This window comes from Microbacterium sp. F01 (genome assembly GCF_056156365.1).
This window is the reverse complement of sequence record NZ_CM149592.1, coordinates 3485672-3498267: the sequence shown is the minus strand read 5'-3', so window position 1 is coordinate 3498267 and position 12596 is coordinate 3485672. Positions and strand designations below refer to the sequence as shown.

Here is a 12596-nt window from a genome sequence, read left to right as displayed (position 1 = left end):
CTCAGCTCGCCTTCGACCGATCCATGTACCACTCGGTGAACGCGTCCGCGCGGCCGTCGTCGGCCAGCGTCACCACCCAGAGGTTGCTGTAGCTGCGGCCCGACGTGTAGGTCGTCTCGCCCTGGATGAAGGCGAGCCGGCCGTCGACGCCGATCACACGGCCGTCGAAGCTCCAGGAGCCGGGTTCATCCCGCCGTTCGAGCCACGACGCGACGATGGCGTCCTGCCCCCGCAGCGGGTCGCCCCACGGTTCGTACCGGTACTCGGCGCCGTCGGTGAAGATGGCGCGGATGTCGTCGGCGTCGTTGGACGCCCAGGCCCGGCGATAGCCGTCGAGCCAGCGTTGGGCACCCGCGACGATGCTCTCTCGATCGCTCATGCCGCCAGTCTGCCGCTGCCCGCCGACATCCGCGCGGGGCGGTGGCGGGTCAGCGCTCGAGCGACGCGAAGCGCTCGATGTCGGAGTTCGTGCCCGACACGATGATGAGGTCGTGGTTGGTGACCACGGTGTTCGCCTCGGCATAGCGGAACGGCTTGCCCGGGCTCTTCACGCCCACGACGGTGACGTTGTACTTCGTGCGCACGCCCGACTCGTTGAGGCCGACGCCGCGGATGAACTTCGGCGGGTAGAGCTTCGCGAGCGCGAAGTCGTCATCGAAGCGGATGAAGTCGAGCATGCGGCCGCTGACGAGGTGCGCGACGCGCTCGCCCGCCTCGCGCTCGGGGTAGATCACGTGGTTCGCGCCGACGCGGGCGAGGATCTTGCCGTGCGACTGCGACACCGCCTTCGCCCAGATCTGGGGCACCTTCAGGTCGACGAGGTTGGCGGTGATGAGGACGGATGCCTCGATCGACGAGCCGACCGCGACCACGGCGACCGAGAAGTCCTGGGCGCCGATCTGCTTCAGCGCGTCGATGTTGCGGGCGTCGGCCTGCACAGTGTGGGTGACCCGCTCGGACCACTTCTGCACGAGGTCGAGGCTGTCGTCGATGGCGAGCACTTCGCGGTCCAGCCGGTCGAGCTCACCCGCGCAGGCGGCGCCGAAGCGCCCGAGTCCGATCACGAGAACGGGCGCATCGCCCCTCATCCGCTCAACCAACGATCGGCCTTTCCACGGGCAGCGAGTACAGCTGCGATCGGGATGACGCGGCCACCGCCGCGGCGAGAGTCACTGTACCAACGCGACCCATGACGATCGTGATGGCCAGGACGTAGATGGCGGGATCGGGCAGCTCTGCCGTGAGGCCCGTCGACAGGCCGACGGTGGCGAAGCCCGAGATCACGTCGAAGAGCACGTCGCCGAGATCGGCCTTCGTGATCTGCGTGATGATGATGGTCGAGATCGCGACGATGGTGGATCCCCAGGCCACGACCGAGAGCGCGACGCGCAGCACGTCGCTGGGGATCCGTCGCCCGAACACCTGGTTCGACGCGCGGCCCTTCGCCTCGGAGACGACCGCGAGGGCGATCACGGCGAGGGTGGTGACCTTGATGCCACCGGCGGTCGACGCGGAGCCGCCGCCGACGAACATCAGCATGCACGCGACGAGCAGACTGGATTGGTTGAGCTCGCCGATGTCGAGGATCGCGAAGCCGCCGGATCTCGTCATCGCCGACAGGAAGAACGCCTGGAACGTCGTATCCCACGCGTCGTTGGTGCCGAGCGTGAGCAGGTTGTCGTACTCGAGGACGAGGAACACCGCGCCGCCGAGGAAGAACAGCGTCACGGTCGTGATGATGGTGAGCTTCGCGTGCAGCGACCACCGCCGCACCCGCCACCGCTGTCGCAGCAATGTGTAGATGACCGGGAATCCGATGGAGCCCAGGAACACGCCCGCCATGAGGACGGTCAGGAAGAAGTAGTCGTGACGGAACGGGGCGAGCCCTTCGGCGTTCGGCGTGAACCCCGTGTTCGTGAAAGACATCGCGGCGTAGTACGGCGCCTCCCAGAGCGCGACGTGCCACGGGACGCCGGCGACGATCAGGCCCGGGTAGAGCAGGAGCGCGATGATCGTCTCGATCACGAGGGTCGACAGCGCGACCGTCGCGAGCAGGCTGCCGATCTGGCCCAGCTGCACCGTCTGACCCTCGTTGACCGGCCCGCCGTGGGTGCGCAGCGGATTCGAATCGCTCGCGGCGATCAGCTTCGCGCGCAGACCGAGGCGGCGCGAGATCACGAGGCCGAGGATCGACGCGAGCGTCAGCACGCCGAGGGCACCGATCTGGACGCCGACGAACACCAGCACATGGCCGAACGGCGACCAGTGCGTCGCCATGTCGACGGTTGCGAGCCCGGTGACGCAGATCGTCGACACGGCGGTGAAGAAGGCATCGGCGAAGGGGGTGACCTGACCGTTCGCCGCCGCGACCGGAAGTGAGAACAGACCGGTGAACACGAGGATCAGCGACAGGAAGATGATGATCGCGAACCGGGCCGGTGAGCGCTGGGTCAGATCGCGGAAGAACTCCATGAAGCCGTGGCCTACGGCGCGCAGCGGACTCATGCCTGAGACGGGGGCGGCGCGCCTGCCATCCGTCATACGGGGTTCCTCCTGATGCGAAACCGTGCTCGTGCGGCGGCCCGGCGGTCGTGCTCATGGTACTCCGCAGGGCTCCCGACTAATCTGAGCACATGGCGGACATCTTCGACGTGATCGCAGACGGAACACGTCGCGACATCCTGCGACTGCTGCTCGATCGATCCTCCGCCGGAGAGCGCGGCACCAGCGTGTCGCACATCGTGACCGAGCTCGGCGCCAGCCAGCCGACCGTCTCGAAGCACCTCAAGGTGCTGCGCGACGCGCATCTCGTCTCGGTGCGCGAAGAAGGCCAGCACCGCTACTACAGCCTGTCGGCCGCACCCCTCGACGAGGTCGACGAATGGCTCGTGCCCTTCCTCGACGACGACAGCGGCATCGACGGTGACGGCCTCGCCGCCGCACTGCCCGATTCTGCGGCGCACGCGGCCGAGGTCGTGGGCCGCGCCGCCGCCTCCGCGAAGCACGCCCTCGAGAACGCCTTCAAGCGCCTCCCCGGACGCTGACATGAGGAGACGGATGCTGCGGGCCGCAGCATCCGTCTCCTCCGCGGGCGTCCGTCACCGGCGGCCGGCCTTGCGGCGGAACAGCCACCCGCCCCACGCGAACGAGATCGCAAGGATGACGAGGCACCAGCCGATCGCCCACCACCCGGCGTCGCCCATCGGCGTGCCCATCAGCAGGCTGCGCAGCGCCTCGATGATCGGCGTCACGGGCTGGTACTCGGCCACCCACTGCAGCCATTCGGGCATCGTCGTGACGGGAACGAACGCACTCGACAGGTACGGCAGGAACAGGATGATGAACCCGTAGCCGTTCGCCGCTTCGGGGCTGCCCGCGGCGAGCCCGATCGCGGCGAAGAGATACGTGATCGTCAGGATGTACAGCGCGATCAGTCCGGCGGCGCCGATCCAGCCCCAGACGTCGACCGTCGGACGGAACCCGACCAGCAGCGCGACGCCGATCACCACGGTGGTGGCGAGCAGGTTGCGCAGCAGACTCGCCACCACGTGCCCGGTGAGGACGGCGCTCGCCCGCAGCGGCATCGTGCGGAATCGGTCGATGATGCCGGCCTTCATGTCGTTCGCGACGTACACCGCCGTCGAGGCGGCGCCGAAGCCGGCGCACAGCAGGATGATGCCCGGCACGACGTAGTTCACGTACCCGCCCGAGGGATCGATGGCGCCGCCGAAGACGTACGTGAAGAGCACCATGAGCAGGACCGGCAGCATGATCGCCATCAGCAGCGACTCTCCGTCCCGCAGGGAGTGCAGCAGGCTGCGGCCGACGAAGACGCGCTCGGCGGTCAGGCCCGAGATGCGCGGGCGGAGGGCGGGCGAGGGGGCGATGGCGGTCATGCGGGCTCGTTGACGGTTTCGGCCGACGCCGCGCGGCGCTCACCGCGGCCGTCGGGGGAGGTGAGGGTGAGGAAGACGTCGTCGAGGCTCGGGCGCCGGAGTGTCACGACCCCCTCGGCTCCGGACTCGTCGAGTACGTCGAGTGCGCGCCGCACTCCCGATACGGAGCCGTCCGTCGGCACCTGGCGCAGGAGCACCCCGTGCGCATCGTGCAGCTCGACGGCGTCGCCGCCGATGCGCGCCTTCAGCTGCGCGGCAGTTCCGGCGGCGACGACCCGGCCGTCGTCGAGCACGGCGATGCGGTCGGCGAGCTGGTCGGCTTCCTCGAGGTACTGCGTGGTGAGGAAGACGGTGGTGCCCGCGTCGGCGAGCGAGCGGATGACCTCCCACAGCTCGCGGCGACTGCGGGTGTCCAGACCCGTCGTCGGCTCGTCGAGGAAGAGGATCTCCGGGGCGACCACGAAGCTCAGGGCGAGGTCGAGGCGTCGGCGCATGCCGCCCGAGTAGGCACCGACGCGGCGGGTGGCGGCATCCGTCAATCCGAAGCGTTCGAGCAGCTCCGCGGCACGGGCGCGGGCGGTGCGTCGCGACAGGCCCGAAAGCCGGCCGAGCATGACGAGGTTCTCGGTGCCCGTCAGCGCGTCGTCGACGGCGGCGGACTGCCCGGTGAGGCTGATCCGGCGCTTGACCTGCTCGGGGTCGCGGACGACGTCGAGGCCGCCGACGGTGGCGATGCCGGCGTCGGGGCGGACGAGCGTGGTGAGCACGTTGATGGTCGTGGTCTTGCCGGCGCCATTCGGGCCCAGCAGCGCGAAGACCTCGCCACGCGCGACCTCGAGGTCGAGCCCGTCGAGGACCTGCTGGCGGCCGAAGGCTTTGCGCAGGCCCTCGACGACGATGACCGGCGGTGCGGTGCGGTCGGGCATGGGACATCCTTCCTGTGACGGTGTAGGGGAGAAACTGTTTACGCCAGTAACTGTTTATGACGCTAACACACTGTTTACGGAATAAACAGTCTTAGACTGGCGCCATGACCGATGCAGCCGAGCCCGAGCTTCCGCGGGGCATCGCCCTCGCGTGGGGCGTGGCGGCCAACCCGCAGCGCGGCCCCAAGCGCGAGATGAGCGTCGAGCGCATCGTGGAGGCGGCGGTGGAGATCGCGGATGCCCAGGGCCTCGGCGCCGTCTCGATGGCCGCGGTGGCGGCGCGCCTGGGATTCACGCCGATGTCGCTCTACCGCTACGTCAACGCGAAGGAGGATCTCATCCTGCTCATGCAGGAGGAGGCCACCGGCGCCCCCTCCGAAGCCACCCGGACCGCCGGCGGATGGCGCGAGCGCCTCGAAGCGCTGTACCGCGAGCAGCTGCAGCACTACCTGACTCACCCGTGGGTGCTCGATGTGCCCATCTCGGGTGTGCCTGCGACGCCGAACAGCGCGGCCTGGATGGATGCGGGTCTGAGCGCGCTGGCCGACACCGACCTCACCTACACCGAGCGCCTCGCGGTGATGCTCCTCGTCACCGGGACCGCGCACTGGGCGGGGACGATCCTCGCCGGGTACGCGCGCGTGGAGCGCGAACGGGGCCTCGACGGCGACGCGATCAGCCGCACCGAAGACGCGCTGTTCCGCACGCTCATCACGGCCGACGCGTACCCGGAGCTCCGCGCCGCGATCGAGGCGGGGGCGTTCCTCGATGACTCCGATCCGTTCTCCTTCGCGCTCGCGCGGGGGCTCGAGGGGGTCAGCGACTACATCGCCGCGACGGCGGAGGGACACCGGGAGAAGCCGCAGTCGTGGGTCGTGCCCGACGACGCCGACATCGCCGACGACAAGAAGTTCCGCGAGGCGCGCAAGGCGGTGCGCGACGCCGAGAAGGCGCTGCGCGACGCGCACAAACTCGAGCGACAGGCCGCGCGCGAGGCGCGCGAGCGTCGCGCGCGGCAGCGGCCGGAAGCGTGATCGGCTCACCGGCACCACACGTCACATGATTCACACCAGTCTCTGTGTTTACACGCGGGTCGCGCGCGTTCTAAAGTGACTGCAGTACTTCTGGGGAAGGGGAATCGACATGGCAGAACTGCCGGACGTGCGCTTCCTCACGGTGGCCGAGGTCGCCGAGTTGATGCGCGTCTCGAAGATGACGGTCTACCGCCTCGTGCACTCGGGTGAACTGCCCGCGGTGCGCTTCGGGCGCAGCTATCGCGTGCCGGAGTCCGCGGTCACCGAGGCCCTGCAACGGCCGATCGCCGACGTCGGCTAGACTGTTCCGAGGCATTTTTCCTTTTGCCCCGTTCCCGGGCGCGGCCAGGCTGCGTCCAGACCCCGATCTAGTGAGGTTTTCCGTGGGTTCTGTCATCAAGAAGCGCCGCAAGCGCATGGCGAAGAAGAAGCACCGCAAGCTGCTTCGCAAGACTCGCCACCAGCGCCGCAACAAGAAGTAAGCGGCATCCGCACCAAGCGCCTGTCTCCGGACGGGCGCTTCGTGTATCCGTGCTTCCACCCGCAGAGCCCGCGACCCGAGAGGCCGTCATGAAGTCCATCACCGTCCAGCAGCTGCGCGATCGCGTCGAGACCCCGCTCATCGACGTGCGCGAGGTCGACGAGTACGCCGGCGGTCACGTGCCCGGCGCCATCAACATCCCGATGTCGGCGATCGGCGGTCGCCTCGACGAGCTGCCCGACGGCGCGTTCGACGTCATCTGCGCGATCGGCGGCCGCTCCGGCCGCGTGGTCGAGGCCCTCGAGGCGCGCGGCTACGACGTGACGAACGTCGACGGCGGCACCAACGAGTGGATCGCGGCCGGCTACCCGGTCGAGGCGTGACGACGGCGCCGGGCGTGACCACCGTCACCCTCATCGGCAAGCCCGACTGCCACCTGTGCGACGTCGCGCGTGAGGTCGTGGAGACCGTCGTGGCAGAGCTGCCCGAGGACTCGGTCGACGTCGAGGAGCTCTCGATCGCCGACGACCCCTCCCTCTACTCGCAGTGGTGGGAGAAGATCCCCGTCGTGCTCATCGACGGCGAGCTGCACGGGCACTGGCGCGTGTCGCCCGACCGCCTGCGCGCGGCGCTGACCTCCGCTCGCTGAGGAGCGTCGACTTTCGCCCGCGCGGTCCGAATCGGCATGCGCACCCATTCGGAACCGCCGCGAATGCCGATTCGGGCAGCGCGAACAGAAAACCGCGTGGGAGACGGATGCTGCCGGCCGCGGCGACCGGCACCAGATCAGTCGCCCGGGCGCACGGCGACCGGGTCGTTCGACAGAGCGATGCGCACGCGCTCGGCGTACTCGACGCGGTCGGTCGCGGCGTGCTGAACGCGCACCAGCGAGCCGTCGGCGGTGCGCACGAGGGTGCGGCGGAAGCTGCCGAGGAACGTGCTCTCCTGCACGATCGCGTCCATGCCGGGAGCGTCGCCGTCGGCGAGGCGCAGGTTCTCGGGGCGCAGGAAGACGTCGACCGGGCCCGGCGCGCTCGGCGACTGCAGCGGCAGCCGCACGCCCCACACCGTCACGGTGTCGCCCTCGACCACACCGGGCACGACGCTCGAGACGCCGATGAACGCGGCGACGCCGGGCGTCGCAGGGTTGAGGTAGAGCTCCTCGGGGGTGCCGATCTGCTCGATGCGGCCCGCGTTCATGACCGCGATGCGGTCGGACACCGCGAGCGCCTCCTCCTGGTCGTGCGTCACGAACACCGTCGTGATGCCCAGGCGCAACTGGATGCGGCGGATCTCATCGCGCAGCTGCACGCGCACCTTGGCGTCGAGCGCCGACAGCGGCTCATCGAGGAGCAGCACGCGCGGCTCCGTGACGAGCGCGCGGGCGAGGGCGACGCGCTGCTGCTGACCGCCCGAGAGCTGGTGCGGGAAGCGGTCGGCGAGGTGCCCGAGCCCGACGAGCTCGAGTGCATCGGCGGCGCGGGCGGCAGCATCCTTCTTCCCGATCCCACGGCGTCGCAGGCCGAACGCCGTGTTCTCGGCGACGCGCAGGTGCGGGAACAGCGAGTACGACTGGAAGACCATGCCGATGTCGCGCTTGTTGGTCGGGACGCCCGAGACGTCGGCGTCGCCCAGACGCACCTCGCCCGCGGTCGCCTTCTCGAGGCCGGCGAGCACGCGCAGCGCCGTGGTCTTGCCGCAGCCCGACGGGCCGAGCAGCGACACGAACTCGCCGGGAGCGATGTCGAGGTCGACGCCGTGGAGCACGCGGGTGGCGCCGTACTCCTTGACGACGCCGCGGAACTCGACCCGCGTGCCCTCGCCGGCATCGGCGAGCAACAGGTTGTCGGAGGTCGCCGGGAGGCTGCGCGGCGGGGTGTCGGCGGTGGTCATTCTGGGGTCCTTCCGGTGCCGGCGCGGCCGGCGCGACCGATGATGAGCAGCAGCACGAACGCGAACGCGAGCGCGAGCAGGGTGAAGATCGCGGCGGCGTAGGCGTCCTGCCGGTTGATGACGACGAGACCGGTCTGCAGCACCTGCCGGTTGAGCAGCGACGCGATGGTGAATTCGCCGAGCACGACGGCGACGGAGATGAGGGATGCTGCGAGCAGACCCTGTCGCAGGTTCGGCGCGATGACGCGCACGAGCACGGTGACCCATCCGGCGCCGAGCGTGCGCGCGGCCTCGGACAGCGTCTTGACATCGATCGCGTCGATGGATGCCTGGATCGAGCGGTACGTGAACGGCAGCACGAGGATGCCGTACGCGAACGCGAGCGTCCACGCGCCGGTGCCGAGCGTGCGCCCGATCTGCAGATAGATCGGGGCGAGGCCGACGACGAGCACGATCGCGGGGATCGTGATCGGCAGGAGCGCGAGGAACTCGAAGCCGCGACGCAGCTTCGGGAATCTCAGAGCCACCAGCACCATCGTCGGGGTGAACAGGAACAGCACGATGAGCACCGTGACACCGGCGAGGATCAGTGAGTTCGCGAGTCCGGTCCAGATCGGGCGGTACCGCGCCGCGTTCGCGGGATCGAACAGCGCCAGCCAGCGGTCGATCGAGTATGAGCCGTCCGGCGACGACAGCGTGAACACGAACGTCGCGAGGAAGGGGATGACGAAGACGAGTCCGACGACGCCGCCGATGATCCAGCGGACGGCGGGGGAGGGGGCGAGCCGGTTCATGCCTGCCACCTGGCGGTGCGGCGCTGGATGAGGGCGTAGACCCACATCACGATCGCGACGACGATGATCATGCCGAGGGCGAGCGCCCCCGCGAGGTTCTCGCGGCCGAGCACCGTCTCGCTGGTGAGCGCGGTGCGGATCTGCAGCGGCACGATCTGCGACCCCTGGCTGGCGAGGGCCGCCGCGGTCGCGTAAGAGGAGAACGCGTTCGCGAAGAGCAGCAGCAGACTCGCGAGGAACGACGGCGCGAGCACCGGGAAGCCGATGTGCCGCCAGAAGCCGGCGCGCGTGCCGCCGAGCGTCAGGTGCGCCTCGAACCACTGCGGGCGGAGGGCGGCCAGGGCCGGCATGAAGGTGATGATCATGAGCGGGACCTGGAAGACGAGATATGCCGGGATGAGGCCGGGAAGGGCGTAGATCCACGCGCCGCCCGCGAAGATGTCGATGCCGAGCACATCGCGCAGGAACTTCGTGACGACGCCCTGCGTGCCGATCGCGGCGATCATCGTGAACGCCAGCATGACGCCGCCGAACTGGGCGAGGACGCCGGATGCGGCATCCACCGTCGTCCTGACGAATCCGGTCTCGGGAAGGCCGAGCATCGCGTAGCAGACCAGCGCGCCGATGATCGCGCCGACGACGGCGGTGAGCAGCGACACCCACGCGGAGTTCCAGAACGTCGCGAGGACGACGGGGTCGCCGAGCGCCGCGAGGTTGTCGAAGGTGAACGCGCCGTCGCCGTCGAACAGTCCTGATGCGACCGCGATGATCGTCGGGAGCGCCAGGAAGAGCAGCACGTAGGCCGCGAACGGGGTGAGCCCGAGCCACGACCAGTCGGGCGCGGGGCGGCCCCGCCGCGCCGGAGCTGATGGCTCCGACGCGGCGAGGTCGGTCACGCGGTCGTGGCCCTGACCGGTGAGGGTGTGGGCGGTCGTCACTGGACCGCAGCGGCCCACTCTTCGCCGAGGAGCGTGCCGGCGTTCGCCGACTGCTCCTCCGTGGGGACGACCGTCTCCTCCGGAGCGGTCGGCAGGGCGTCGGCGAGCTCCTGGTCGATCGTGCCGGCCTCGATCATGGCTTCCATGCGCACGGGGCGGGCGCCGCCCTTCAGCCACAGGTTCTGCACTTCGTCGCTGTAGAGGAACTCCTGCCAGAGGCGCGCGGCGGCGGGGTTCGGGGCGTCCTTGTTGATCGCCTGGTTGTAGTACCCGGCGTAGCCGACGCCGGGGAACACGACGGTCTCCCATGTGTCGAGATCAGCGGTGTGGGCGGCGTTGAGGTAGTCCCAGTCGAAGACGACCGGGGTCTCGCCGCTCGCGACCGTCGCGCTGGTGACGTCGAGCTTCAGCATGTTGCCCGCCGCGTTGAGCTCCGAGAACCAGTCGATGCCCGGCTGGAAGTCGTCGAGAGTGCCGTCCGACTGCACGGTCGCGAGGCCGACGGCAGCGAAGGCGGCACCGGCCTGCGTCGGGTCGCCGTTGATGGCGACCGCGCCCTTGTACGCCTCGCCGAGCAGGTCGTCGAGCGACTCCGGCGCGTCGAAGCGCGCCGAGTCGTAGCCGACCGACATGTACCCGCCGTAGTCGCCGACGAAGAGGCCGGTCGGCTCCTTGAGGGCGTCGGGGATGTCGTCCCAGTTCTCCACCTGGTAGGGCGCGAACCAGTCGGTGTTCTGCAGGGCGACCGTGAGGCCGAGGTCGAAGACGTCGGGCGCCGTGTCGAGGCCCTCGTTCGTCTCGGCGGCCTGGATCTCCTCGGCCGACGAGACGTCGGGCGACTGCTCGTTGATCGTGATCTCGGGGTAGCGCTCGGCGAACAGGTCGAGGATCTCGCCGTAGTTCGCCCAGTCGCGCGGGAGCGCGATGACGTTGAGCTGGCCCTCGGCCTTGGCGGCCTCCTCCAGGTCCTCGAGCGTGCCGAAGTCGGCGAGGCTCGTGGCGGTGGAGGCGTCGACGCCGGAGTCCGACGTGCCGTTCGACGAGGCGTCGGCCGTGCCGGCGCAGCCAGCGAGGGCGAGCGTCGCGATCGTGAGTGCCGCCGTGGTCGCCCCCAGGCGACGCGTGGTGGGACGGGACATGTGTGTGTTCCTCTCGGGAGTTTCCCGAGCGCGCCGAACGGGGCTCGGGATTCGGGACGAAAGGAGGCTACGGACGCGGGGTGACACACCGCCCGGCGGCGGGTGAACATCCCGTGAGCATCGGGTATCCGGCGGTGGAGCGCGAGGACGGTCAGGCCGCCAGGCGCGCCCGGAGGGCGGCCGACCCATAGAGGACGCCGCTACGGCTCACGCCGCCCGAGGTCAACGGCATGCCGCCCGTGTCGTGGAAGTCGAACAGACCCTCGATCGCCAAGAGCCTCACGCTTGCCGCCGGCGCCCCGATCGTACGGAGGCGCCCGGTCCGTCGCCGGACCGGGCGCCTCCGTGATGAGGTCGGCGGGTCAGCGCAGCGCGACCGCGTGCACTTCGCCGCCGTCCGGAAGCACCGAGCCGACGCTCACGTACGCCGTCTTGCCGTGCACGGCCACGCCGTAGGGCGCGAACAGTCCGCCGAGGACCACCGGGTGCTCGGTGGCGCCGGGGACCACCTTGCGGAGGGACCCGATCGGCGGCTGGCTCTCGTCGAGGAAGCTGCCGTCGCTGAACTGCACGGCGTACAGCGTCTGGTGCTGCCACGCGAGGCTCGTGACGTTGCTCAGCCCGGTCGCGTAGATCGTGGGAGCCTGTCCCGGAACGACGCGCCAGATGCGCGACTCACCCACAGGGAACGGGAAGCCGAGCAGCTCGGAGACGTAGTACGCGCCGTCGGGCCCGGTCACGACGTTGGTCGGAACCGACTCGGCCGGGATGGGGTCGCCACCCCACGGCGGCGGCGCCCAGACCGGCGGGAACGCCGCGACGGTGGTGTCGGCGAGGTTTCCTCCGAGCGTCACCACGGCATTCGCACCCGCGTCGGCGATCGTCCAGCGCTTGCTGTTGACATCGACGAACCCGCTGGGGTTCGAGTCGACGAAACCGCCGTCGGGGTTGTTGGCGGCCTCGTACGCCGTCACGTCGACGGCGATCTGAAGCGGTCCGCCCAGGCGGCCCGTCACGACGGTGCCGAGCGTCGCTCCGCCCGCGCCCAGCACGGCGCGGGTCTCGAGGTTGCCGCCCAGTCCCATGAGCACCGCGACATTGCTGCCCCGCACGCTCACGGCCGACGGGCCGGTCGCGCCCGAGCCGTCAGGCCCGGCGAGGGACGCGAGGCCGGTGACAACCCGCTTCTGCGAGCCGTTTCGGATCTCGGTGACCGCCCCGGTCGCGCCCAGGCACACGCCCGGCGCTTCGGGATCCTCGGGGTTCGGGACGCAGGGTCCGTCACCGCCGGTTCCGGCCTCCGCGACGTAGACCGTGCCGCCGGCGCCGATGGACACCTGGCGCGGGTTGTCGAGGCCGGTTGCGACCACCCACGACGACGGGCCCGCGGCGACCGCCGGGGCACCCGCCGCGACGCCCGTGATCACGGCGGCTGCGGCGGTGACGAGGGCCAGCACGGCTCTCGACGGACTTCTCCGATGACTCGGATTCTTCA

At 69.9% G+C, this 12596-nt stretch carries 17 protein-coding genes; 6 read left to right on the top strand and 11 right to left on the bottom strand.

From position 1 onward, the window contains the following. Position 1: 1 nt before the first annotated feature. The 3 genes from ACVN90_RS16130 to ACVN90_RS16120 are packed head-to-tail and all read right to left on the bottom strand — an operon-like array spanning position 2 to position 2505. Entirely contained in the window at positions 2-379 is a 378-nt protein-coding gene (locus ACVN90_RS16130) for a YybH family protein (RefSeq protein ID WP_475099216.1), read from the bottom strand. Positions 380-428: 49 nt separating this feature from the next. Next, positions 429-1088 carry a potassium channel family protein gene (locus ACVN90_RS16125; RefSeq protein ID WP_414685233.1) on the bottom strand — a complete coding sequence of 220 codons (660 nt, stop codon included), beginning with the start codon at positions 1086-1088 and terminating at the stop codon, positions 429-431. 4 nt (positions 1089-1092) lie between these two features. Further along, the gene (locus tag ACVN90_RS16120) at positions 1093-2505 is read right to left on the bottom strand and encodes a TrkH family potassium uptake protein (RefSeq protein WP_475102142.1); all 1413 of its coding nucleotides are present in this window, start codon (positions 2503-2505) and stop codon (positions 1093-1095) included. A gap of 128 nt (positions 2506-2633) precedes the next feature. Between ACVN90_RS16120 and ACVN90_RS16115 the strand changes: the two genes are divergently transcribed. Continuing rightward, positions 2634-3044: an ArsR/SmtB family transcription factor gene (locus ACVN90_RS16115; protein ID WP_475099215.1), complete on the top strand. Its 411-nt coding sequence runs from the start codon at positions 2634-2636 to the stop codon at positions 3042-3044. A 54-nt stretch (positions 3045-3098) separates the two neighbouring features. Here the strand turns inward: ACVN90_RS16115 and ACVN90_RS16110 are convergent, their stop codons facing one another. Then, the gene (locus ACVN90_RS16110) at positions 3099-3896 is read right to left on the bottom strand and encodes an ABC transporter permease (RefSeq protein WP_475099214.1); all 798 of its coding nucleotides are present in this window, start codon (positions 3894-3896) and stop codon (positions 3099-3101) included. Next, on the bottom strand, positions 3893-4822 hold the full coding sequence (locus ACVN90_RS16105) for an ATP-binding cassette domain-containing protein (RefSeq protein ID WP_475099213.1): 930 nt from the start codon (positions 4820-4822) through the stop codon (positions 3893-3895). The genes ACVN90_RS16110 and ACVN90_RS16105 overlap by 4 nt, the downstream gene beginning before the upstream one ends. A gap of 104 nt (positions 4823-4926) precedes the next feature. On the opposite strand from ACVN90_RS16105, the gene ACVN90_RS16100 reads away from it, so the two are divergent. From ACVN90_RS16100 to ACVN90_RS16080, 5 genes are all read left to right on the top strand, one after another. Then, a complete protein-coding gene (locus ACVN90_RS16100; RefSeq protein WP_475099212.1) occupies positions 4927-5856 on the top strand; it encodes a TetR/AcrR family transcriptional regulator in 930 nt (309 codons plus the stop codon). Positions 5857-5965: 109 nt separating this feature from the next. Further along, complete coding sequence (locus ACVN90_RS16095; protein WP_019182077.1) at positions 5966-6157, top strand: helix-turn-helix domain-containing protein; 192 nt, start codon at positions 5966-5968, stop codon at positions 6155-6157. Between the two features lie 82 nt (positions 6158-6239). Next, the gene (locus tag ACVN90_RS16090) at positions 6240-6338 is read left to right on the top strand and encodes a 30S ribosomal protein bS22 (protein WP_003792170.1); all 99 of its coding nucleotides are present in this window, start codon (positions 6240-6242) and stop codon (positions 6336-6338) included. A gap of 88 nt (positions 6339-6426) precedes the next feature. Continuing rightward, on the top strand, positions 6427-6720 hold the full coding sequence (locus ACVN90_RS16085; protein WP_475099211.1) for a rhodanese-like domain-containing protein: 294 nt from the start codon (positions 6427-6429) through the stop codon (positions 6718-6720). A 14-nt stretch (positions 6721-6734) separates the two neighbouring features. Further along, positions 6735-6986, top strand: a complete 252-nt coding sequence (locus ACVN90_RS16080) for a glutaredoxin family protein (protein ID WP_475099210.1) — start codon at positions 6735-6737, stop codon at positions 6984-6986. A gap of 137 nt (positions 6987-7123) precedes the next feature. On the opposite strand, the gene ACVN90_RS16075 is transcribed toward ACVN90_RS16080, so the two are convergent. The 6 genes from ACVN90_RS16075 to ACVN90_RS16050 all read right to left on the bottom strand — a co-directional run bounded on the left by ACVN90_RS16075 (position 7124) and on the right by ACVN90_RS16050 (position 12558). Beyond that, positions 7124-8230, bottom strand: coding sequence for an ABC transporter ATP-binding protein (locus ACVN90_RS16075; protein ID WP_475099209.1), 1107 nt, complete (start codon positions 8228-8230; stop codon positions 7124-7126). Further along, positions 8227-9024, bottom strand: coding sequence for an ABC transporter permease (locus tag ACVN90_RS16070; protein WP_475099208.1), 798 nt, complete (start codon positions 9022-9024; stop codon positions 8227-8229). Before ACVN90_RS16070 ends, ACVN90_RS16075 begins: the two co-directional genes overlap by 4 nt. After that, positions 9021-9920 carry an ABC transporter permease gene (locus ACVN90_RS16065; RefSeq protein WP_475102141.1) on the bottom strand — a complete coding sequence of 300 codons (900 nt, stop codon included), beginning with the start codon at positions 9918-9920 and terminating at the stop codon, positions 9021-9023. Before ACVN90_RS16065 ends, ACVN90_RS16070 begins: the two co-directional genes overlap by 4 nt. Before the next feature lie 38 nt (positions 9921-9958). Further along, the gene (locus tag ACVN90_RS16060) at positions 9959-11101 is read right to left on the bottom strand and encodes an ABC transporter substrate-binding protein (RefSeq protein ID WP_475099207.1); all 1143 of its coding nucleotides are present in this window, start codon (positions 11099-11101) and stop codon (positions 9959-9961) included. A 151-nt stretch (positions 11102-11252) separates the two neighbouring features. Then, positions 11253-11384 carry a hypothetical protein gene (locus ACVN90_RS16055; RefSeq protein WP_475099206.1) on the bottom strand — a complete coding sequence of 44 codons (132 nt, stop codon included), beginning with the start codon at positions 11382-11384 and terminating at the stop codon, positions 11253-11255. Positions 11385-11463: 79 nt separating this feature from the next. Then, complete coding sequence (locus tag ACVN90_RS16050) at positions 11464-12558, bottom strand: ScyD/ScyE family protein (RefSeq protein ID WP_475099205.1); 1095 nt, start codon at positions 12556-12558, stop codon at positions 11464-11466. Between the last annotated feature and the right edge of the window lie 38 nt (positions 12559-12596).